This window comes from Erythrobacter sp. (genome assembly GCF_024305245.1).
Lineage (GTDB): Bacteria > Pseudomonadota > Alphaproteobacteria > Sphingomonadales > Sphingomonadaceae > Erythrobacter.
Window position 1 is genome coordinate 106,530 of the sequence record NZ_JAMWYX010000006.1, and the last position, 22,801, is coordinate 129,330.

Annotated in this window: 18 protein-coding genes; 10 read left to right on the forward strand and 8 right to left on the reverse strand. The window is 65.2% G+C overall.

Translation table 11 applies throughout. The features are described 5' to 3' along the window. Window positions 1-15: 15 nt before the first annotated feature. The 6 genes from Q0L48_RS10370 to Q0L48_RS10395 all read right to left on the reverse strand — a co-directional run bounded on the left by Q0L48_RS10370 (window position 16) and on the right by Q0L48_RS10395 (window position 3,504). Window positions 16-438: a Fur family transcriptional regulator gene (locus tag Q0L48_RS10370; protein WP_296720572.1), complete on the reverse strand. Its 423-nt coding sequence runs from the start codon at window positions 436-438 to the stop codon at window positions 16-18. Window positions 439-567: 129 nt separating this feature from the next. Continuing rightward, window positions 568-1,014 carry a MucR family transcriptional regulator gene (locus Q0L48_RS10375; protein ID WP_296720575.1) on the reverse strand — a complete coding sequence of 149 codons (447 nt, stop codon included), beginning with the start codon at window positions 1,012-1,014 and terminating at the stop codon, window positions 568-570. A 116-nt stretch (window positions 1,015-1,130) separates the two neighbouring features. Next, window positions 1,131-1,607, reverse strand: a complete 477-nt coding sequence (locus tag Q0L48_RS10380; protein ID WP_296720578.1) for a GNAT family N-acetyltransferase — start codon at window positions 1,605-1,607, stop codon at window positions 1,131-1,133. Then, the gene (gene tsaB / locus Q0L48_RS10385) at window positions 1,604-2,236 is read right to left on the reverse strand and encodes a tRNA (adenosine(37)-N6)-threonylcarbamoyltransferase complex dimerization subunit type 1 TsaB (protein ID WP_296720581.1); all 633 of its coding nucleotides are present in this window, start codon (window positions 2,234-2,236) and stop codon (window positions 1,604-1,606) included. The genes Q0L48_RS10380 and tsaB overlap by 4 nt, the downstream gene beginning before the upstream one ends. A gap of 51 nt (window positions 2,237-2,287) precedes the next feature. Further along, the gene (locus Q0L48_RS10390; RefSeq protein WP_296720582.1) at window positions 2,288-2,896 is read right to left on the reverse strand and encodes a malonic semialdehyde reductase; all 609 of its coding nucleotides are present in this window, start codon (window positions 2,894-2,896) and stop codon (window positions 2,288-2,290) included. A gap of 29 nt (window positions 2,897-2,925) precedes the next feature. Continuing rightward, entirely contained in the window at window positions 2,926-3,504 is a 579-nt protein-coding gene (locus Q0L48_RS10395) for a NifU family protein (RefSeq protein ID WP_296720584.1), read from the reverse strand. A gap of 88 nt (window positions 3,505-3,592) precedes the next feature. Between Q0L48_RS10395 and Q0L48_RS10400 the strand changes: the two genes are divergently transcribed. From Q0L48_RS10400 to Q0L48_RS10420, 5 genes are all read left to right on the forward strand, one after another. Continuing rightward, entirely contained in the window at window positions 3,593-6,586 is a 2,994-nt protein-coding gene (locus Q0L48_RS10400) for a pitrilysin family protein (RefSeq protein ID WP_296720586.1), read from the forward strand. 135 nt (window positions 6,587-6,721) lie between these two features. After that, a complete protein-coding gene (locus Q0L48_RS10405; protein ID WP_296720588.1) occupies window positions 6,722-8,107 on the forward strand; it encodes a class II 3-deoxy-7-phosphoheptulonate synthase in 1,386 nt (461 codons plus the stop codon). Window positions 8,108-8,215: 108 nt separating this feature from the next. Then, a complete protein-coding gene (egtB, locus tag Q0L48_RS10410) occupies window positions 8,216-9,493 on the forward strand; it encodes an ergothioneine biosynthesis protein EgtB (RefSeq protein WP_296720591.1) in 1,278 nt (425 codons plus the stop codon). Next, a complete protein-coding gene (gene egtD / locus Q0L48_RS10415; RefSeq protein WP_296720594.1) occupies window positions 9,490-10,476 on the forward strand; it encodes an L-histidine N(alpha)-methyltransferase in 987 nt (328 codons plus the stop codon). The genes egtB and egtD overlap by 4 nt, the downstream gene beginning before the upstream one ends. Before the next feature lie 9 nt (window positions 10,477-10,485). After that, window positions 10,486-11,493 carry an NAD(P)/FAD-dependent oxidoreductase gene (locus Q0L48_RS10420; protein WP_296720596.1) on the forward strand — a complete coding sequence of 336 codons (1,008 nt, stop codon included), beginning with the start codon at window positions 10,486-10,488 and terminating at the stop codon, window positions 11,491-11,493. Window positions 11,494-11,513: 20 nt separating this feature from the next. On the opposite strand, the gene Q0L48_RS10425 is transcribed toward Q0L48_RS10420, so the two are convergent. Then, window positions 11,514-13,019, reverse strand: coding sequence for a tryptophan halogenase family protein (locus tag Q0L48_RS10425; RefSeq protein WP_296720599.1), 1,506 nt, complete (start codon window positions 13,017-13,019; stop codon window positions 11,514-11,516). A 195-nt stretch (window positions 13,020-13,214) separates the two neighbouring features. Between Q0L48_RS10425 and Q0L48_RS10430 the strand changes: the two genes are divergently transcribed. The 5 genes from Q0L48_RS10430 (at window position 13,215) to Q0L48_RS10450 (ending at window position 21,628) form a co-directional block, all read left to right on the forward strand. Next, the gene (locus tag Q0L48_RS10430; RefSeq protein WP_296720601.1) at window positions 13,215-16,592 is read left to right on the forward strand and encodes a TonB-dependent receptor plug domain-containing protein; all 3,378 of its coding nucleotides are present in this window, start codon (window positions 13,215-13,217) and stop codon (window positions 16,590-16,592) included. A 13-nt stretch (window positions 16,593-16,605) separates the two neighbouring features. Then, on the forward strand, window positions 16,606-16,839 hold the full coding sequence (locus Q0L48_RS10435; RefSeq protein ID WP_296720604.1) for a hypothetical protein: 234 nt from the start codon (window positions 16,606-16,608) through the stop codon (window positions 16,837-16,839). 25 nt (window positions 16,840-16,864) lie between these two features. After that, window positions 16,865-17,932 carry a LacI family DNA-binding transcriptional regulator gene (locus tag Q0L48_RS10440; protein ID WP_296720608.1) on the forward strand — a complete coding sequence of 356 codons (1,068 nt, stop codon included), beginning with the start codon at window positions 16,865-16,867 and terminating at the stop codon, window positions 17,930-17,932. Next, on the forward strand, window positions 17,929-19,140 hold the full coding sequence (locus Q0L48_RS10445) for an MFS transporter (protein ID WP_296720610.1): 1,212 nt from the start codon (window positions 17,929-17,931) through the stop codon (window positions 19,138-19,140). Before Q0L48_RS10440 ends, Q0L48_RS10445 begins: the two co-directional genes overlap by 4 nt. Before the next feature lie 103 nt (window positions 19,141-19,243). Further along, the gene (locus tag Q0L48_RS10450) at window positions 19,244-21,628 is read left to right on the forward strand and encodes a glycoside hydrolase family 3 protein (protein ID WP_296720612.1); all 2,385 of its coding nucleotides are present in this window, start codon (window positions 19,244-19,246) and stop codon (window positions 21,626-21,628) included. On the opposite strand, the gene Q0L48_RS10455 is transcribed toward Q0L48_RS10450, so the two are convergent. Further along, window positions 21,625-22,797 carry a DUF1501 domain-containing protein gene (locus Q0L48_RS10455; RefSeq protein WP_296720614.1) on the reverse strand — a complete coding sequence of 391 codons (1,173 nt, stop codon included), beginning with the start codon at window positions 22,795-22,797 and terminating at the stop codon, window positions 21,625-21,627. The two genes, Q0L48_RS10450 and Q0L48_RS10455, sit on opposite strands and share 4 nt — an antisense overlap. Window positions 22,798-22,801: the final 4 nt, after the last annotated feature.

Genomic DNA, 22,801 nt, shown 5'->3' on the forward strand with positions numbered 1-22,801 from the left:
GGGGCGCCGTCCACCTCAGTCCTCACGCGAGAGCCGTACGCCGTACAATTCCATCCGGTGGTCGACCAGACGGTAGCCCAAACGCTCGGCGATCTGGCGCTGGAGCGCCTCGACCTCGGGATCGACGAATTCGACCACCTTTCCGGTCTCGACATCGATCAGGTGATCGTGATGCGCTTCGGGCACGGGTTCATAACGCGAGCGGCCATCGCCGAAATCGTGACGGTCGAGAATGCCCGCTTCCTCGAACAGGCGCACAGTGCGGTAGACCGTGGCAATCGAGATCTTGGGATCAATTGCCGACGCGCGCGTGTGCAGCAGCTCGACATCGGGGTGATCCTCGCTTTCGGACAACACTCTGGCGATGACGCGGCGCTGTTCGGTTATGCGCAGGCCTTTTTCCGCGCATAATTGTTCGAGATCTATTTTCTGGGTCAATGACAGCTCCATCGCCAAGTGGCCGAGCCCGTGTGGGCTCCGCATAGCAAAGCAGCCCTATCCTTATAGGGGCGGGGCTGCTTGCTCAAGCTGGCTTGCGGCCCTCTCAACAGGGCCGGTCGCACGCGTTCAGGTCGTTTTCTTGGCGCGCCGGGGACGGTTGGTGGTGCCGGGCTTGCGGCCAAGGCCGATCTTCTTGGCCAGATCGCGGCGCTTTTCAGCATAGGCGGGGGCGACCATCGGGTAATCGGCGGGCAGGTTCCAACGTGCGCGGTATTCTTCCGGCGTCATGTTGAAGTTGGTGCGCAGATAACGCTTGAGCATTTTCAGCTTCTTGCCGTCTTCCAGACACACGATGTATTCGGGCTTGATCGAATTGCGAATGGCAACGGCGGGCTGCGGCTTGGGCTCTTCCACCACCGGCTTTTCGCCGAGATTTGCGAGCGCTGCATAGACGTTGGTAATCAGGCTGGGCAGATCGCCGACAGCGACATCATTATTGCTGACATGCGCCGACACGATATCGCTGGTGAGCGTAATAAGGGTTTCGTTCATTTCATTTTCCACGTCTTGCATAGAATCCTCAGTCAATGTTCCGGTTACTCCCCAAGGGCGCGGTCATGGCCGAACTGCCCAAGGTTTGCAACTGGGAGAGTTTCCGTAGGCCCATAGATAAGACGAACCGTGCCAAATTAAACCGAACGGGCAAAAGTAATCGCGTCTATCCGCTCGCCATTGGCCATGCGGTAATATTTGGGCCGTTCCCCGATCGGGACGAAACCGAGCTTCTGATAAAGGTGAAGTGCTGGATTTCCCCGCCGCATTTCCAGATAGATCCTTGTAATCCCCCGCTCGCGCGCAGCATCGAACAGGTGCTCTATCAGGATCGCACCGATCCCGCGGCGGCGGGTGTCGGGGGCCACCGCGATCAGCAGCAGCTCTTCCTCGTCGAGCACATGACGGCTCAGCACGAACCCTGCCGGGGTCCGGCTGTCCGCCGCGCCATCGGAGATCAGATTGCCTTCGCCGTCCACCACCAGCGCATGGGTGCTGGGCATCGACAGCGCGTCAGCCACCTGCCGCCGGTTCCAGGCTTCGCCGTAAGCCGGATCGAACGCCGCCTCCATCACCGCCATGATCCGGTCGAGGAGGTGCGGGCAGGGCATCATGCCGGGACGCGCCCTGCCATTGGGGTAGCGTCCGGCCCGCGTCCGTAGATCGGGGCGAGGGCGCGTGTCAGCAGCGCGGCGGGGAGCATCTGCACGGCGGCGGCATCGGGCAGCAGGGGATTGGCGGCCAGACCGGCATCCGGGCGCAACGCGGCGAATTCTTCCGCACGATTGCCAGCGACGCATGGGTGGCAGGCCCGCGCGGCGGCCGCACCTGGCGTGAGCGAGGCGGAGTCGCCCTCCGGCAGGCCATCGGCGCCGAAGTCGGCTACGAACCATTCGCCGTGGCCGCCGGTCACGCACACCGTCACCGCCGATCCCGGCGCGTCGGCGCGGGCCTGCGCGGCAAGCAGCGCCAGCGTCGGGTAGCCGAGCACCTCGGCATTCCAAGCAAAGCCCAGCGCGCGGGCGGTGGCCAGGCCGATGCGCACTCCGGTAAAGCTGCCCGGACCGAGCGACACGAGGATGCGATCCGCGCGCCCCTTGTCCGGCAGCGCGGCGATCATCGGCACCAGCGCCTCGGCATGGCCGCGCCCGATCACGCGATGGTCGCGCGCGATCAGGTGCCCATCGTCGAACAGGGCGATGGAACAGGCCTCGGAGGCGGTTTCTATGGCGAGTACCCGCATATCCCCGCCCGATGCCTCAGCACGTGGCGGGGCGCAAGCGGCAGATGCGCGTCAGGCGATGCGGTTGAAGGTCGCGAAATCCGGACGCGGGCTGCGGTCGAAGATGCTGGCAGGGTCGCCATAGCCAATCGCGCAGATGAAATTGGCGCGGTGGCGCGGTTCGTCCGCAAAAAAAGCGGCGTTCACCGCATCGGCATCGAAGCCTGACATCGGCCCGCAATCCAGCCCCAGCGCGCGCGCGGCAAGCATCAGGTAGGCGCCTTGCAGAGAGGAATTGCGGAACGCGCCTTCCTTGCGGCCTTCCTCGTCGCCGTCGAACCAGCTTTTCGCATCGGTGTGCGGGAATAGCCACGGCAGTTCTTCGTGGAAATCGATGTCGTAGCCGATCACAGCGGTTACGGGGGCGGCGGCGACCTTGGCCTTGTTGCCGTCCATAACGCATTCCGTCAGCTTCGCCTTGGCGTCAGGCGATTTGACCCACACGATCCGCGCCGGCTGCATGTTGGCCGAGGTGGGAGCCATTTTCATGAGATCCCAGATCGCGTGGAGCTGTTTGTCCAAAACGTCGCGGTCGAGCCAGTCGTTATAGCTGCGCGCTTCGTTGAACAGTTGGGCAAGCGCCGCGTCCGACAGGACGTGGTCGTGAAATTGCGTCGTCATGGGAAATCCCCGCAGTGTGATTGAAGAATTCAGGCGGCCCTGACTTCAACGACTTCGGGCACGTAATGTTTCAGCAGGCCCTCGATCCCATGCTTCAGGGTCGCGGTGCTCGACGGGCAGCCGGAGCATGATCCCTGCAGCGTCAGGTACACCACGCCGTCGCGGAAACCGCGATAGGCGATATCGCCGCCGTCGCCAGCAACGGCCGGGCGCACGCGGGTTTCGAGCAGTTCGTTGATCGCGGCGATGACTTCGGCGTCCTCGGCGCGTTCTTCGACAACGGCTTCGTCTTCGGGCGGGACGGCGATGCCGTTTCCGCTCCCACCTGCAAACAGCGGGGCTTCGGAGACGAAATGATCGAGCAGGATGGCGATCACCTGCGGCTTCAGCGCGCTCCAGTCCGCGCCCGGCGCAGCGGTGACGCTGACGAAATCGGCACCGAAGAACACGTTTACCACCTCGCCCGTGTCGAAGATCGCCTGCGCCAGCGGGCTGGCCTCGGCAGCTTCGGGGGAAGCGAATTCGCGCGTGCCTGCGTCCATCACGGTCTGACCGGGAAGGAACTTGAGCGCGGCGGGGTTGGGTGTGGTTTCGGTTTCTATGAACATGTCCGTCAACTTAGGTGTCCGCAGCGCCAAGGGCAAGGATGCAAGCATTCACTATCGCTTCAGGGTCGGGCAGACTATAAGCTGCCGTATGACGTCGTTCTCCCGCGCGGCCCGCGCTCTCGCCCTTCTGCTTGCCCCCGTCGTTCTGGCTCAGCCGCTACTGGCCCAGCAGGCACCTGTCACGGCCGCACAGCCTGCGCCGGCGGTCCCGGCTCCGGTCGCGGTCCAGGCAGAGGGCGAGGTGCCGTGGCTGTATCGCGGTTCGGACGTTCCGGTCGATGACAAGTGGCTGTTCGGCGAGATGGAGAACGGCCTGCGCTATGCCGTGCGCCGCAATGGCGTGCCGCCGCGCCAGATATCGATCCGGGTGCGGGTGGATGCAGGCTCGCTGCACGAACAGGACAGCGAACAGGGCTATGCCCACCTGCTCGAACACCTGCTGTTCCGCGAAAGCCAATATCTCGGACAGGCCGAGGCGATTTCCGCGTGGCAGCGGCTCGGCGCGACCTTCGGCAGCGATGCCAATGCCGAAACCAGCCCGACGCACACCGTCTACAAGCTCGACATCCCCGATATCAGCGAGGCCAAGCTGGCGGAAAGTTTCAAGCTGCTGTCGGGCATGATCAAGGCGCCGGTTCTGAATGATGCGAACGTCGCCGCAGAACGCCCGATCGTGCTTGCCGAGAAGCGCGAGCGGGGGGGCGCGGGCGAACGCATGGCCGATATCACGCGGCGCACCTTCTTTGCCGGACAACGGCTCGCTACCCGCAATCCGATCGGTACCGACGAAACGCTGAGGGCCGCCAACGGCGCGGACGTGAAGGCGTTCTACGAACGCTGGTACCGGCCCGAAAACACCGTGATCGTGGTGGCGGGCGATGCCGATCCGATGGTGCTGGCCGGGCTGGTCGAACAATGGTTCGGCGACTGGAAGGGCACCGGCAAACCCGGAGTGGCACCCGATTTCGGCGATCCGGCCGCACCTGCCGGAGCCGAGCAAAGCCCGGTGTCCGGCACACCCATCGGCGAGTTGGCCGTGGGGGTCGAGGCCGATCTGCCGCGCAGCCTGACCTATGCGATCATGCGTCCGTGGCGTCCGGTTGAGGACACCATCGAATATAACGAAGGCCTGCTGCTCGATGCGGTGGCGCAGTCGATCATCAATCGCCGGCTCGAATCGCGCGCGCGCGGTGGCGGCAGTTTCCTGTATGCGCAGGTGCAGCAGGACGACGTCTCGCGCTCGACCGATGCGACCTTCGTGACCTTCGCGCCGCTGACCGATGACTGGCAGGCCGCGCTCGCCGATGTGCGCAGCGTGATTGCCGATGCCATCACCAATCCGCCGACGCAGGAGGAGATCGACCGCGAGGCGGCCGAGTTCGACGTGGTGTTCGCCAATGAGGTCGAGCAGGAGAGCGTCCAGTCGGGTTCCAGCCTCGCCGACAATGTGGTGAACGCGGTCGACATTCGCGAAACCGTCGCCGCGCCCCAGGTGGTGCTCGACGTGTTCCGCGGGATGACGGACCGCCTCAATCCCGAAGAGGTGCTAGCGCGCACGCAGGCGCTGTTCGAAGGCGTGGTCACGCGCTCGGTCTATGTCACGCCCGCTGCGGGCGAGGCGGACGCAAACGCGCTGCGACTGGCGCTCGCCAGCGAGGCGGAGGTGGACGGCAGCGCACGGCTGGCGGCGGAGAGCATCTCGTTCGATGAACTGCCGCCGGTTGGCGAGCCGGGCACGGTCGTCAGCCAGCAGGCGTTGGGTGTACTCGAAATCGAGCAGATCGATTTCGCCAATGGTGTGAAGGCGCTGGTGTGGGCCAATGATGCCGAGCCGGGCCGGGTAACGGTGCGGGTGCGGTTCGGTGCCGGTTACCGCGCGTTCGATGCGGACAGCGCGGTCTATGCCCCGATGGGCGAAGCGGCGCTGGTCGGTTCGGGCTTGGGCGAACTCGGGCAGAACGAGATCGACCGGCTGGCGACAGGGCGCAAGCTCGGCTTCGACTTCTCGATTGACGATGCGGTCTTCACGCTCACCGCGCAGACACGCTCGGATGACGTCGCCGACCAGCTTTACCTGTTCGCCGCCAAGCTGGGGATGCCGCGCTGGGATCCCGATCCGGTGATACGCGCCAAGGCCGCGGCGGAGCTTGCCTACAACACCTATTCGACCAGTCCTGGCGGCGTGCTTAGCCGCGATCTCGAATATCTCGCAACCGGACGCGACCCACGTTTCGCCACGCCCGACCCGGCGGCGCTCAAGACGGTAACGCCGGAAGGCTTCCGTGAAGTATGGGAGCCGTTGCTCAAGCAAGGCCCGATCGAAGTTCTGGTGTTCGGCGAATTCGACAAGGCGGCAATTGTCGAGCAGCTGCGGCTGACCTTCGGTGCGCTGGCGCCGCGTGAGGAAATTCCTGCGGAGGTCGCGGCGCGGGTGCCGTCCTTTGCTGCCACGACCGAAGCGCCGGCGGTTGTCACCCATCGCGGCGATGCCAATCAGGCAGCCGCCGTGGTCGCCTGGCCCAGCGGCGGCGGCGTGGCGAGCTTGCGCGAAAGCCGCCAGCTCGAAATCCTGACCCAGCTGTTCAACAACCGGCTGCTCGAGGCGCTGCGGGAAAAGGCCGGGGCGAGCTATTCGCCGCAGGTGTTTTCCAACTGGCCCGAGGATCTGCCGAGCGGCGGCCGGATCACCGCGCTGGCTCAGCTGGAGCCCGAATTCGTCCCGGTATTCTTTGCCGAGGCTGACCGGATTGCGAAAGATCTGGCCGCCAATCCGCCCACGGCCGACGAGCTTTCGCGGGTGACCGAACCGCTCGCCCAGCTGATCCGCCGGGCTTCGACGGGGAACCAGTTCTGGCTGTATAATCTGGAAGGCGCGACCACCGATCCGCAGCGGGTGGCCTTGCTGCGCACGCTGCTGGCCGATTATTCGCAGACCAGCCCGCAGGTGATGCAGTTCCTCGCCGACCGGTATTTCGCCAACGGCGTACCGTTCCGGCTGGCGATTATCCCGGAAGGGCAGGAATTGGCAGAGGCCCCCGCTGGCGGCACTGCCGCTGTCCGGGGCGAAATGATCGGGCGCTGATCGGGCGGGCCTATCGCTCTTTGCGGGAAATAATGTTGTCCCGGCAGGCATTGTCGCTTTACAATTGAAACCCGCGTCCTGTAGCGGGCGCCCCCGCGCCGTCATCGCGCGCCACGCATGGAAAGAGAATTGAACGTGCCCAAGACCTGGAACCCGGAAAGCTGGAAAGCCTGCGAAGCGCGGCATCTCCCGCTATACGAGGACGCGGCCGAACTGGTCGAGGCGGAGACCACGCTCTCGTCCTATCCGCCGCTGGTGTTCGCAGGCGAGGCGCGCGCGCTGAAGGCCGATCTGGCCGATGTCGCCAACGGCCACGGCTTCCTCCTGCAAGGCGGGGACTGCGCGGAAAGCTTTGCCGAGTTTCATCCCAACAACATCCGCGATACCTTCCGCGTGCTGTTGCAGATGGCGGTTGTGATGACCTTCGCCAGCAAACGTCCGGTGGTGAAGGTGGGGCGCATGGCCGGGCAATTCGCCAAGCCGCGCTCCTCGCCGACCGAGACGATCGATGGCGTGACCCTGCCAAGCTACCTTGGCGACAATATCAACGGCATCGAATTCGATCCGGTGTCGCGCCGCAACGATCCGGCCCGCATGGTGCGCGCCTATTCGCAGGCCGCTGCGACCCTGAACCTGCTGCGCGCCTTTGCGGGTGGCGGCTACGCCAACCTGCGGCAGGTCCACCAGTGGACGCTCGATTTCATGGGACGCACGCCGTGGACCGAGAAATTCGCGCAGATGGCCGACCGGATCGGCGAATCGCTCGATTTCATGGAGGCCTGTGGGATCGACCCTGCCACCGTGCCGCAGTTGCAGGGCACCAGCTTCTACACCAGCCACGAAGCGCTGCTGCTGCCTTACGAACAGGCGATGACGCGGCAGGATTCGCTCACCGGCGATTGGTATGCGACTAGCGCGCACATGCTGTGGATCGGCGATCGTACCCGCTTTCCAGGCAGCGCGCATATCGAATTCGCGCGCGGGATCGGCAATCCGCTGGGCATGAAATGCGGGCCGAGCCTGGAGCCTGACGCGCTGATCCGGCTGCTCGACGAACTGAACCCCAAGCGCGAGGCGGGGCGCATCACGCTGATCAGCCGCTTCGGCCATGACAAGGTCGAGGACGGCCTGCCGAAGCTGGTGCGCGCGGTGGAGCGTGAAGGGCACAAGGTGGTCTGGAGCTGCGATCCGATGCACGGCAACGTCGTGAAATCGGACAGCGGCTTCAAGACCCGCCCGTTTGACCGCATCCTGCGCGAGGTAAAGGGCTTCTTCGCCGTGCACCGCGCCGAAGGGACACACCCCGGCGGCATCCATATCGAGATGACCGGGCAGGACGTGACCGAATGCGTCGGCGGCGCGGTGGCGATTACCGAGGAACGGCTGGGCGACCGCTACCACACCCATTGCGATCCGCGGCTCAATGCCGAACAATCGCTCGAACTGGCGTTTCTCGTGGCCGAAATGCTCAACGAGGCGGCCGGAACGCGCGATTCCGGGATCAGCGCCCACGCGGCATAGGGACGAGCCGGTTGCCCCGCGGGGCAAGTGCCTTGGCCTATGCCTTTCGCTTGTCACGCTTTTGCGGCATGATTGAGCATTGAAGCAAGGCGACGACAGGAGAATTCCGTGCCCCGTAGCGAGCCCATCGGCGCGGCTGACAGCCAATCCGTCCCCTCGCTGGCGGAACAATTCCGCGCCACCCGCGCCCTGACCGAAGCCTTGGTTGCTCCGCTGAGCGATGCCGATGCCACGCTCCAGTCGATGGAGGATGCCAGTCCGGCCAAGTGGCACCTCGCGCACACGACATGGTTCTGGGAGACTTTCCTGCTGCGCGATCACGCGCCGGGATACCAGTTGTGTGACGCGGATTGGCCATTCCTGTTCAATTCCTATTACGAGGCCGAAGGCGCACGGATCGACCGGTTTGCGCGCGGATTGCTGTCGCGCCCGACGCTGGAGCAAGTGCTGGATTGGCGCGCCGCGATCAATGACGCCATGACGCCGCTGCTGGACGATCCGGCACTGGCGGGGTTGATCGCGCTGGGCGTCGCGCATGAGCAGCAGCACACCGAATTGCTGCTGACCGATATCAAGCACGCGCTGTTTCAGAACCCGCTTGGCCCGGCGATGTGGGAAGGCAGCCCGAAAGCCTCCGCCAGTGCCGCCTCGCCAATCGGCTGGCACCAGCATCCCGGCGGGATCGCGCTCATCGGTCATGACGAAGAGGGATTTGCGTTCGACAACGAAGGCCCGCGCCACCGCGTGCTGCTCGAACCGTTCGCGCTGGCGGACCGGCTGGTGACCAACGGCGAATGGGCGGAATTCATCGCCGATGGCGGCTACTGCGATGCGCGTCTGTGGCTCGCCGATGGCTGGGCGTGGGTGCAGCGCGAGGGGATTACCGCGCCGCTCTACTGGCGAGACGACGAGCACTTTACCCATCAGGGCTGGCAGGTGCGCGAACCCGATGCGCCCGTTACCCACATCTCGCATTTCGAGGCCGATGCCTATGCCACATGGGCCGGTGCGCGCCTGCCGACCGAGTTCGAATGGGAAGCCATCGCTCGCGGTCAGGACGGGGCTGCGGTGCTGCCCGCGCATGATCCGGCCAGCGGCAATCAGCTCGATGCAGCCGCCCCCCCGCTGCCGCGCGGCGAAGCAGGCCTGTTCGGCGATGGCTGGCAGTTCACCCGCTCGGCCTATCTGCCGTACCCCCGTTTCCGCCCGGCAGACGGCGCCGTGGGCGAATATAACGGCAAGTTCATGAGCGGGCAGGTGGTGCTGCGCGGGGCCAGCTGCGCCACGGTGCGCGGCCACTCGCGCGCGTCGTACCGCAATTTTTTCTACCCCCACCAGCGCTGGCAGTTCACCGGCCTCAGGCTGGCAAAGGATGGCAATTCATGACCACGCCCAAAGGATTGAAGCTGGTCGAGCGCGATGCGACCGGCGTGGATACGGCCTTCCGCGCCGACGTGCTCGACGGGCTGGCCGAAGCGCAGAAGGCTGTGCCGGCGCGCTGGTTCTACGATGATGCCGGATCGCAGCTGTTCGAGGATATCACCCAGCTGCCCGAATATTATCCGACCCGCGCCGAGACCGAGATTTTGCGCGGCGGTGCGAAAGAATTTGCCGAGCTGATCGGGCCGGGCCGCGCGGTGGTCGAATTCGGATCGGGCTCTTCGGTCAAGACCCCGCTGCTGCTGTCGGCGATTGCGCCGTCGGCTTACGTGCCGCTCGATATTTCCGGAGACTTCCTGCGCGCCGCCGCCGCCGATCTGGCCGCCAAGTTTCCGGGCCTGCCGGTCTGGCCGGTCGAAGCCGATTTCATGCGCCGGGTCGAATTGCCGGGCGAGGTCGAAGGGCTGCCCAAGCTCGGTTTCTTCCCCGGATCGACGATCGGCAACATGGTCGCCCGCACCGCCACCGATCTGCTGCGTTCGATGCGCGAAACACTGGGCGTCGGCGCGCTGCTGCTGATCGGGATGGACCTGATCAAGGACGAGGAGCTGCTGGTCGCCGCCTATGACGATGCGGCCGGAACCACGGCGAAGTTCAACCTCAACCTGCTCCACCGCATCAACCGCGAGTTACAGGCAGATATTCCAGTCGCGGCGTTCAAGCACGAAGCGCGCTGGAACGACACCTATGCGCGGATCGAGATGCATTTGGTGGCGCAGGAGGATGTCAGCTTCTCGGTCAGCGGGCAGCGCTTCGGAATGACGGCGGGCGAGAGCATCCACACCGAAAACAGCCACAAGTTCACCCGCCGCACATCCAACACTCTGCTGGCGGCAGGCGGTTGGGAGCCGCGTGCGCGCTGGACCGACAGCGAGGAACGGTTCTCGCTGCTGCTGGCCGAAGCGAGGTCGCCGCGCAGCGCGCCGTGAAACCGCGTATTGGCTGAAACCTCCCAAGCTTCCGTGCGTTGGCGCGGGATGAACGAACACTTCAGCGATTACTGCATCATCGGCGCGGGCATGGCGGGCCTTTCCTGTGCCAGCGAACTGGCCCGCAGCGGAGCTTCGGTCACGGTTCTTGACAAGGGGCGCGGGCCCGGCGGGCGGATGGCAGCGCGGCGGGCGGAGATCGGCGGACAAAGCGTCGCCTTCGATCACGGCGCGCAGTATTTCACCGCCCGCGATCCGGCGTTTCAGGATGCTGTCGCAGCGTGGGAAGCGACCGGTGCTGTCGCACGCTGGCCTGCGGCCGGGGACGAGGCATGGGTCGGGGTGCCGGGCATGAATGCGCCGGTGAAGGCGATGGCGAAGGCGCTCGACGTGCGCTGGGGTGTGCGGGCGGAGCGGATTTTGCGCAGTGGCGCCGGCTGGCTTGTGGAAACCGACGGCGAGGCGTTCACCGCCGCTCGTGTGCTGGTCGCGGTGCCTGCCGAACAGGCCGCGGTGCTGCTGGCCGATGCCGCGCCCGATCTGGCGGCGCTGTCGGGCGATGTCTTATCCGCTCCGTGCTGGGCGGTGATGGCGGGCTTTGGCGAGCGCCTACCGTTTGCCGCCGATACCTTCCGCAGCGATACCGCGCCGGTATCATGGGCCGCGCGCAACTCGGCCAAGCCGGGGCGTAACGGAGCCGAAAACTGGGTGGTTCACGCCAGCCCGGCGCGCAGCCGCGAGATTATCGACCTGCCGAAAGATGCGGCCGCCGCAGCGTTGCTGGCCGATTTCTTTGCGGCGACCGGCGTCGCTCCGGTCGCTGCGATGCACCTTGACGCGCATCGCTGGCTCTACGCCATGCCGCAGGCACCGATAGGCGCGCGGGCGGGTGAAGGCGCGCGCTACAATGCCCAAGCAGGCATCGGGATCGCGGGCGATTACCTGCATAACCCCCGCGTCGAAGGTGCGTGGCTTTCCGGCAGGGCGCTGGCGGGTCTGGCACTCGCCGCAGGTTAGAGAAGGCGCTCTAAGCCGCGTCAGGCCGCAGCCGGGCAGTAGCGCGCAAGGTAATCGCCATGCCCCGGCATTTGCTGGACGAGATAGCGGATCGATTTCTCCATCTCGTCCACTTCCTCCCGCGTCTTGGCCGGATCGAATGTGTCGGCCATTGCGTTGTGGCCGCCCATGTTGATGCCTTGCCCCATCATGACTGCCGCCCAGCTGGTTTCGGTGAACAGTTCGTCCTCCTCGCGGAAGATCTGGCCGTTGGCCTTGAAGATCTCGACCTTCTCGGTGAGAGTATCGGGCACGTCCATCGTGCGGACATAGTTCCAGAAATCCGAATCATCGCGCGAAGTGGCGTTGTAATGCAGGATCAGGAAGTCGCGGATGCGGGCATATTCGCGCCCCGTCAGGCGGTTGAAGGCATCTTCCTGCACCTGGGTGATCCCGTCGAGCGACAGAAGCGATATGAGCTTGTCGATGCCGGTGTTGACGAGGTGGATCGAGGTTGATTCCAGCGGCTCCATGAAACCCGCCGCCAACCCCAGCGCGACCACGTTCTTGTTCCAGAACTTCTTGCGCCGTCCGGTAACGAACCGCAGGAAGTTCGGCTCCGCCTGCGGCTTGCCCGCGATATTGCCCAGCAGGATGTCGAGCGCTTCGCCGTCCTCCATGTAACTTGAACAATAGACATGGCCGTTGCCGTTGCGGTGCTGCAGCGGCACCTGCCACTGCCATCCGGCCCTGTGCGCAGTGGCGCGGGTGAAGGGCGGGGGCGGGCCGCCGTCATCGCGCAGGCAGGGGAGCGCGACCGCGCGGTTGCAGGGCAGCCACTGGCTCCAGTCGTCGTACCCCGTCTTCAGCGCCTGTTCGATCAGCAAGCCGCGAAAGCCCGAGCAATCGATGAACAGATCGCCTGCGAACTGGCGGCCATCATCCAGCGTGACATTAGTGACAAAGCCGCTCTCGCCATCGAGCGCGACGTCGGCAATCCGGCCCTCCTGCCGCACCACACCGCGCGTTTCGGCAAAGCGCCGCAGATAGGCGGCATAGCGCCCGGCATCGAGGTGATAGGCGTAATTGACCGGCGGTAAATCGTCGCGCTTGTAATCTTCGGTGCGGGCGAATTTTCCGAAATAGGCCGCCATTGTTTCAAGGTTGAAGACCTGGATCGGGCGCTTGTCTCCGCCTTGCGCCATGTGGTGCCAGACATGGTGGAACGAGATCCCGCCCATCGTGTAGCCATAGGCGCCGAAGGGGTGGATGTAGCTTTCGCCGATCCGGTTCCAGTTTTCGAACTGGATGCCCAGCTTGAAGGTGCCGCCGACCTCGGCGAGCATTTCGCGCTCGTCGATCCCGAGCAACTCGTTGAAGCCGACGAAAGGTGGAATCGTTGCCTCGCCCACGCCGACCGTGCCGATGGCTTCGGATTCGATCAGCGTGATTTCCACAGGTCGTCCGGACTTGATGCGCGATAGTGCCGCCGCGGCCATCCACCCGGCCGTTCCCCCGCCAACGATGATTATGCGTTGAATTGCCATGTTTTCCTCAATCCCTGCCGGGCGAATTCGCCCTTGATGTCCGGGATTCTGCCGCCCCGCGATGTGTTGCCAGAATGCAATATACCACACGGATTACAAGTCTTGAGAACGCTCACAATATGCGCTACGAATGCATCAGCAAGCTCCAGTGGACGGCAAGAATGTGCCACGGGGATAGGGGAGAGTTGAAACATCATGAAAAACGCATCCGTTGCGCCGCGTCGCCGCCTGTTCGTTCTTGGCACCGCCTCAGCTCTGGCGATGTCCGCCGCGCTGGCATCTCCCGCACTGGCGCAGGATGCCGAGACCGAGGCCGAATCCGAATCCGAAGAGGAAGCGGTCGTTGCAGAGCCTCAGGAAGGTGACATCATCGTCACCGGCTTCCGCGCCTCGCTGGAATCGGCGCAGAATATCAAGCGTGACGCCGACACCTTCGTCGATGCCGTGACTGCCGAAGATATCGGCGCGCTGCCCGACCGGTCCGTGGCCGAAACGCTGCAGCGCATCCCCGGCATCACTATCGGGCGGTTCGAAAAGACCACTGACCCCGACCGGTTCTCGGTCGAAGGCACCGGCGTCATCATCCGCGGCCTGCCGTTCGCGCGCTCGGAACTGAACGGACGCGACATTTTCTCCGCCACCGGCGGGCGCGAACTCAGCTTCAACGATGTCTCGCCCGAATTGCTGGGCCGGGTCGAGGTGTTCAAGAACGTCACCGCCGACATGATCGAAGGCGGGCCGTCGGGCACGGTCAACCTCGTCACGCGCAAGCCGCTCGACAAGCGCGGCACCCATATCGCGGGCACGATCGAGGCCAATTACGGCGATCTGCGGCAGGAATGGTCGCCGGGCTTTTCGGTGCTGGGTTCGACCACTTACGAAAGTGACGCAGGTTCGCTCGGCTTCCAGCTGGCCTATGCCAAGTCCGAACTGCTGAGCCGCACCGATGCCTCGCAGGTCGCCGATCCCTGCTATCGTCCGGCTGATCTGGGCGGGCCATGCCTGCGCGCGCAGTCGGTCGGTTCGGGCGGGTTCGTGGGCGATCCCAACTTCACGCCCGAAAATTTCCCGCCTGACGGGGCCGTGCTGGTGCCCAAGGGCGCGGGCGTGCGCACCACCGATCTCGATCGTGACCGCGAGGCATGGTCTGCGGTTGTCCAGTATGAAGACCCCACCGGCAATTTCATCGCCACCTTCGAATGGCTCCGCGCCGAATCCGGGTTCCAATCCGAAGAATTCGCTCTGATTTCGCGCGTCGACGATGAAGCGCTGTTCCCGGTGGCGGCTGCGGGCAGCAATCTGCAGTTCGACGATCGCGGTTTCTTCCAGAGCGGAATCCTGACCCAGCGTCCTGGCGATGCCTATGCCACCCCGTTCGGGCGCGGCGGCATTCCGCTGGATTCGCTGCGCTTCCTGCGTGATACCAAGACCACGACGCAGGATTTCTCGTTCGATGTCAAATGGAACATCACCGACCGGTTCCGGGTCAATTTCGAAGCGCAGAACATCACCTCCGATCTGTCGCGCGATTCGGTGTTCGGTGCGCTCAGCACCTTTGCCAATGTCGATCTCGACCTCAGCGGCAATGTGCCGCAGGTAAGCTTCATCGCGCCTCCGGGCGCGCCGGCCGATTACTTCACCTCCGGTCGTGACAGCTATTACTGGTTCGGCCTCGACAGCCGCGAAAAGAACGAAGGCGAGTTGCAGAGCCTGCGCTTCGATGCCGAATATGACATCAGCGACACCGGCTTCTTCAAGGCCGCCCGTTTCGGCGCGCGCTGGGCAGAGCGTGATCGCACCACCCGCAACACCAACTTCAGCACCTGGGGCAACCTGTCGGCTGTGTGGGCCGGCCGTGCGGGCTGTGCCCCTTGGGGTGAGGGTTCGGGCTGCGGTGCCAGCGGGCCGGGTCCGTTCGGCAACGGGTTTATTCCGGGCCGCTATTACACCGGCCTGCCGGGTCAGGAATTCGCCATTGCCGGCGGTGCGTTCGTCGATGAATTCCCGGGTTACGCTCAATACCGCACACCGTTCGGCGACAATTTCCAACGCGGCAGCGCGCCGGTTCCAATCGAAAACGGCGGCGCGTTCTATTTCGGCGGCGATGACTTCCTCGGCGAATATCTGGCCGGTGTGACCGATCAGCAATTTGCCGAAATCCAGGAATTCGGCCAGTCGCCCGAACGGTTCAACTATGGCGTCAATGGCCGCGTCCGGCCCGACGAGGTGACGGGCGAGCCGGTGCCTTGCGACATCGAAGGCGTGTACTGCCCCGGTGAAGTGTCGTTCGTGACCGAAGTGACCAAGGCGGCCTATGCCCGCGTCGATTACGGCACCGACTTCAGCAATGGCTGGAACCTTACCGGCAATATCGGCCTGCGCTACGTCGAAACGGAAGTCTCCAGCCTCGGCCGCATCGGCCTGCCTGATCCGCGCCGGTTCGATAACCCGGAAAACGGGTTCGCCAATGGTGACGGGATCGTGCAGCTGTCCGAAATCCAGGCAAGCTGTGCGGCCCCTCCGACACCCGGCGTGTTGCGCGGTTACTGCGAATTGTCGACTGAAAGACAGGCACAATTTGCCGCCGCGCACACTGGCGAAGTGCTGATCGATGATCGCGACATCGTGTTCGAACACTGGCTGCCGAGCATCAATGCCAAACTTGATGTCGGCGACGGCCTGCTGTTCCGCGCGGCAGCATCGAAAAATATCTCGCGCCCCGATCTGCAGCTGTTCCGCGCAGGCGGCGGGATCGGTGACAACACCAACGCCTTGCAGATAGCCGGAGCGCAGGCATTGGCCAACGGGCCGCTGTTCGCCTTGCAGACCGGCAACCGCAACCTGCTACCGGTTTCGATCTGGAACTACGATCTGTCGGTCGAATGGTATTTCGATGCCGTCGGTTCGGTGACGTTGTCGGGCTTCGTCAAGGATGTCAGCGGGTTCATCGACACCGGGTTTGCTACCGTCAACTACGACGCGAGCGTTCCGGTAGAGGTCGCACTCGAAGGTCCGGTCAATTCGCAGGACGGCATCCTCAAGGGCTTCGAGTTTGCATACCAGCAGACCTATGACTTCCTGCCGGGCTTCCTCAATGGCCTGGGTTCGCAGTTTACCTATACCTATGTCGACGGGAGCGACTTCTCCAACCCGACCCTGGCGGGTGTGGGTGCACCGTCAGTGGCGACCGGGGCAAACCCGCTGAACGCCGGCTCCTTTGTCGCCGGGCAGCCGCTGGCGGGGATTTCCAAGCACGCGCTGAACGCCACGGTGTTCTACGAAAAAGACTGGCTGTCGATGCGGGCCGCCTACAACTGGCGCTCGGACTTCCTGATCACGCCGCGCGACGACATCTTCCCGTTCTCGCCGATCTGGCAGGAAGCGACGGGGCAGCTCGATGCGTCGATCTTCGTGTCGGTGATGGAGGGGCTGAAACTCGGCGTGCAGGGCGTGAACCTGCTCGACGAAGTGACGCGCACCACGCAGGTAGTCGATTTTGAGGGCAACCGCGTGACCCGCTCGGCATTCCGCAATGACCGGCGCTTCACCTTCCTTGCCCGCTTCGAATTCTGAGGCGAGCAAAACCATGATGCTGACAGGGCTGCTCAAGGCGGGAACGCCGAGAGCGGCCCTGCTGCTTTCAGGCGGGGCGATGTGCAGCAGCGTGCTGCCAAAAGGCTCGCTTGAAGCCGCGGGTTCGGCGGAAGAAACCAATGTGAAACGGCTTGCCGCCAACGCCTTTCCCGCGCAATTCGCAATCGACTGGATCAGGGGCTATCGCTGTACGAACGATCCCGATACGGGGCGTGCGTGCATGTGATGAGCGGGACGGGAATACAGGGCCAATGGCGCGCGGGCGCAAGTCAGTCACGATCAGGGATGTTGCCGAGGATGCGGGAGTCTCGCTCCAGACGGTAAGCCGTGTCGTCAATGGCGGGCCGAACGTGCGCGCGCAATTGCGCGACAAGGTGCGCGCCTCGATCGATCGGCTGGGCTATGTCCCCAGCCTCGCCGCACAGCGCATGAGCGGGTCGCGATCCTACATCATCCTCGCCATCAATGATCGTGAACGCACGCTGGCCGACTGGCGCGAGCGGCGCGGCACCGACTGGGTCGACCAGATGTTGCTGGGCGGGATCCTGACCTGCTCCAAGCACGGCTACCGGATGATGGTCGAACTGATCGACACCCATTCCGACCATGTCGAACGCGAGTTGGGCGCGGCGATCTCGGCGCTGCAGCCCGATGGCGTGGTGCTGACCCCGCCGCACTCGGAAAACCGGCTGATCACGGCGCTGCTGGCGGAACGGGATATTCCCTTTGCCCGGATCGGATCGATGGAGCCGGGGCCGGGCATTGCGCTGACGATGGGCGATGACGGCGCGGCGCATCTTGCCGCCAGCCGATTGATCGAACTCGGCCACCGCCGCATTGCGATGATTGCAGGCCCGGCGCAATACAGCCTCAGCGGTTGGCGGATCGAGGGCTGGAAGCGTGCCCTTGGCGAACACGGCCTGCCGTGGGAGGGCCTGCTCGAAGCGGGCGATTTCGGTTACGAATCCGGCACGCGGGCCACGCGCGCGCTGCTCGATCGAAACCCTGATCTGACAGCGATCATCGCCAGCAGCGATCAGATGGCGCTGGCCGCACTCGAAGTCGCGCGGGACCGCGGGATGAGCGTGCCGCGCGACCTGTCGCTGGTGTCGTTCGACAACACTCCGATCGTGCGTTTCACCCAGCCGCCGCTGACCGCCATCGACCAACCGATTTCGGAGACGGTGTCGCGCGCGGTAGAGCAGCTTATCCTTCACGGCCGCGACGAGGGAGGCGATGCCGTGATCGAAGTCGCCGCCACCCTGATCGAACGGTCGTCCACCGCGCCCGCGCCGCCAAGCATTTCGGACGCGGCTTGAACCCGTCGCTGCCGGAGGCCGCTCGCCAGCCGGGCTGGTTTCTGGTGCTGTTCGCATTGGCAGCGGCGGGCGGGGCAGTGGCCTATGTTCCGCTGCTGACGGTGCTGCTGCCGCAGCGGATCGCCGAATTGCAGGGCAGCGAGGATGTCGCGGTGCTGGCACAGGTGAGCTTCTTCGGCGCGGTGGTGGCCAGCATCGCCAATATCGCGGCCGGCATATTGAGCGATCGCTTTGCCATGCGCCGCCCGTGGATCGTGGCAGGACTGGCGCTTTCCACAGTGCTGCTGCTGGCGGTCGGCGAAGCGCGATCGGCGAGCGAATTGGTTCTGCTGGTGATGGCCTGGCAAGTCGGGCTTAATCTGATGCTTGGGCCGCTGATGGCGTGGGCCGGGGACTGCTTTCCCGATAGCCAGAAGGGCGTGCTCGGCGGCGCTTTGGCAGTGTCTCCGGCGCTGGGGGCGCTGGCGGGGTCGCTGGTGACGTATGGCGGGCTGGTTCCTGTAGAGGGGCGATTGTGGCTGGTCGCAGCGCTTGTCGCAGCGCTGGTGCTGCCGGCGGTGGTCTGCGGCGGCGGGCGCACCCGCGCGAACCTGATGCAGCCGCGCGTCGCGGTCGCCGGAGATGATCTGCCGAAGGTCGACCACGCGGTGCGCCGGATGTGGTTGGCGCGGTTTCTGGTGCAGGTGGCCGAAGGCGGCATGTTCGCGTTTCTGCTGTTCTGGCTCCGATCACTGGCGCCGGGTTTCCCGGAGAATGCGGCGGCCAATATCTTCAGCGTGGTGCTGGTCTGTGCAGTGCCGCTGTCGCTGCTGCTGGGCCGCTGGTCGGATCGGCATGGCCGCCCGATCCTGCCGCTCGCGGCATGCGCGCTGCTGTGCGCGGCGGGGATGCTGGTGATGGCGGGGGCGGGCACGCTCGCGCTGGCGGTGGCGGGTTACGTGCTGTTTGCCATTGCTGCCGCGATCTTTCTTGCGCTCCACACGGGTCAGACCTTGCGGGTGCTGCCCGCGCCGCAACATCGCGGGCGCGATCTGGGATTTTTCAACCTCACCAACACGCTGCCGGGAATGGTGATGCCGTGGCTGACGGTGATGTTGGTGCCGGGGCTCGGCTATTCCGCGCTGTTCGTGCTGTTCGCGGCCCTGTCGCTGGCGAGCGCGGTGCTGCTGGCAACCTTCGCGCGACCTGTGGGAACCCGCATCGCCTGATCGCTTGATGCTTGCAAAAGGGCGCGGGGTTTGTAGTATCTTGATAACGTTCTCAACTGAACGCACGACCAGCTGACCGATGGTCTTGGGAGGGACTTGCCTGGTGACGCGTAATATTTTCGGGCAGCTCGCAGCGAGCGCGGGCCTTGCTGCCTTGCTGGCCGGCTGTTCCACAACGGCTCCGTTGCAATCGACCGGCGCAGCTCCTGCCGTGCAGGCAAAGGCTGCACCCGCCACGCCTGAGCAATTGCTCGCGGCGATGAGCCTCGAGCGCAAGGTCGCGCAGATTGTGATGCCGGATATCGGCTCGATCACGCCTGCCGATGTGCGCCGCTACCGGTTCGGCACGATTCTCAACGGTGGCAATTCCGGGCCATACGGCGATGACAAGGCGCCTGCAGCGGATTGGCTGAAGCTGGCCGACGAGTTCTGGGAAGCATCCACCGCGCCGATTCCCGGCGGCGAACCGGCAATTCCGGCGTTGTGGGCGACCGACGCGGTGCATGGCCATGCCAACGTCATCGGCGCGACCGTTTTTCCGCACAATATCGCGCTGGGCGCGGCGGGTGACGCAGAACTGATCCGCCGCATCGGCGCGGCCACGGCGGTGGAGATCGCGGTCACCGGCATCGACTGGACGTTCGCTCCGACCATAGCGGTCGCTCGTGACGACCGCTGGGGGCGCACCTACGAAAGCTATTCCGAAGACCCGCAACTGGTCGCCCGGCTCGGCGCGGCGATGGTCGAAGGCTTGCAGGGACGCCCCGGCGAACCGGGCTTCCTGGGCGCAGGCAAGGTTGCGGCGACGGCCAAGCATTTCTTCGGTGACGGCGGCACGGCTCAAGGGGTCGACCAAGGCGACGTGAACGGAGATCTTGCCGAATTGATGGCGATCCACGCGGCGCCATACCCCGCCGCGATCGAGGCCGGTGTCGCCAGCGTAATGGCCAGCTTCAATTCGATCAACGGCACCAAAATGCACGGCAACGGCCCGCTGCTAACCGGTGAGTTGCGCGGGCGGCTGGGTTTTGACGGGCTGGTGGTGGGCGACTGGAACGGCCACGGGCAGGTCGCGGGATGCACCAATGCCGATTGCCCGCAGGCGCTGTTGGCGGGGCTGGACGTCTACATGGTGCCCGAAGACTGGAAGGCGCTTTACGCATCATTGGTCGGGCAGGTCAGGGACGGCACGATCCCGATGGAGCGGCTCGATGAAGCGGTTCTGCGGGTGCTGCGCCTGAAGCAGCAGCTCGGCATTTTCGATGGGCAGGTGAAGCCGTCTGATCGCGCTTACGGCGGTGCCTGGGAACTGCTCGGGTCGCCGGAACACCGCGCCATCGCGCGCGAGGCGGCGGCGAAATCGCAGGTGCTGCTCAAGAACCACGGCGTGCTGCCGTTAAAGCCCGGCGTGCGGATCGAAGTGGCCGGAAGCGCGGCCGACAATATCGCGCAGCAGGCTGGCGGCTGGTCGGTCACGTGGCAGGGTGGGGGCGATCTGACCGCTGCCGATTTCCCCGCCGCGACGTCGATATTTGACGGGATTGCCGCTGCGGCCAAGGCTGCAGGCGGCGCGGCGGTGCTGGCCAAGGATGGACAAGCGGGCGGGGAGCCTGACGTCGCCATCGTCGTGTTCGGCGAGGAGCCCTATGCCGAATTCGTCGGCGACCGCAAGGATCTGGCCTTCCGCGACGAGGAAGGGCTGGCGCTGCTCAAGGCCTATCGCGAGCGCGGCATTCCGACAGTCGCGGTGTTCCTGTCGGGCCGCCCGCTGTGGATGAACCGCGAACTCAACGCCGCCGATGCTTTCGTCGCCGCATGGCTGCCGGGAAGCGAAGGCGCAGGGGTGGCCGATGTGCTATTCGGACAGCGCCCCGCGACCGGGCGATTGTCGTTCAGCTGGCCCGCAAGCTGCGAAGGCGCGCCGCTCAACGGGCCGGAAGGCGCGCTGTTTCCGCTCGGCTACGGGCTCGATCTGGGCGCGGCCACGCGCCTCGCCCCGCTGGACGAAACCTGCAACGCTCTGACAGCCGATAGCGGCGCGGCATGGTTCGCCGCCGGGCGGCTCGGCGCACAGGTGCAGGCTGTCGCCGATAACGCCGTGCTGCCCGATCTGCGCGGCACCGGCAACGGCATCACCGCGACCGGCATGGATCGCAAGGCGCAGGAAGACGCGCGCCGCATCGCCTTCGCCCCCGGTGCAAAGCTGACGCTGACCGGCCCTGAAAGCGGGGCCGCGTGGCGCATCGCCTATCAGGTGAACGAGCGGCCGACTTCACCCGTCACTGTCACCGCAGGGGGCAAGGTGTTCGACATCACACAACCGCTTTCGGTTGCCGAGGGCAAGGGCTGGCGTGAAATGGTGCTGAGCGCGGCGTGTCTGGGCGAAGCGGGTGGTCGCCTGACCTTTGCATCCGAAGGTGCCTTCGTAATCCAGATCAGCGATATCAGCCGCGATAGCGCCGCCGAAGCGACCGAGTGTTCATTCTAGCCGTGCATTATCCCCGATAGCGGCGCTGCGCTGCGGCCCGGAAACAGCCGGGCCATAGCCTGCGCCGGGTCCAGACCCAGATGTTCGGCCACCGCGCCCGCCAGCACGCTTTCCAGCGCAATGGTGGGCGCAAGGTCGCGGCCTTGGTAAAGCTGGCTTGCGCCAAGCCCCGGCCAATCGGCCAGCACGCGCCCGCCGCGCACGCCGCCGCCCAGCACCATCGCTGCGCTGGCGGTGCCGTGATCGGTGCCGCCGGTGCCATTGAGCTGCGCGGTGCGGCCGAATTCGGTCGCCACCAGCACCATCGTATCGCGCCAGCCATCGCCCATCCCGCTGCGATAGGCGGCGAGCAGCGCGTCGAGCCCGCGCGCCTGCCGGGCAAACCCGCCGCGCTGGTTGGCGTGCGTGTCCCAGCCGTCGAGCTCGATCATCGCGATCCGTGCGCCGCGTTCGCCCCTCATCAGCGAGGCGACCAGGGCTCCGTTGGCGCTGGCATCGCGCAGGTTCCGCAGGCCATCGTCGCCTGCCATCGCCCGAGTTTCGAGCGCGCGCGCCCACAGACCTGCCAACTCGGCGTCGCTTTCGTACAGTGCGCCGACGCGGGCCATGAAGTCGGCGCTCGCATCGGGCAGGGACGAGGGCGCGTAACTCGACACCGGTGCATTGCCGCGCAGCGCCAGCGGCACGGACGGTGCGATCGCCAGCGCACGCAATGGCTCGTCCGGGGCCGCTTCGTTCATCAGGCCCACCAGCCGGTTGAGCCAGCCGTCCTTGGCCGAATAGGGCACCTGTCCGCCGCTTTCGAGCAGGTTCTGCCCGTCGAAATGCGACCGTTCGCGATAGGCGGTGGCGGCGGCGTGGATGAACAACGCCTCGCCCGCCTGCGCCGCCTTGCCGATCTCGGCCAGCGCCGGATGGAGCGCGAAGAAACTGCCGATCCGGGGTGCACCGTCGTAATCGGTCAGGCTGGCTCCACGCAAGGCTTCGAGGCCGGGATCGCCAACCGGGGCGAGCATCGACAAGCCATCGGCAGCGCCGCGCAGCAGCACGAACAGCAGATTGCGCGTGCCGCTGGCCTGCGCCAGCGCGATACGGGGCAGGGCAAGCCCGCTGGCCCCTAGTGCAAGCGATCCGGCAAGCAGCGTGCGGCGATCGAGTGGGGTGAGCATAACG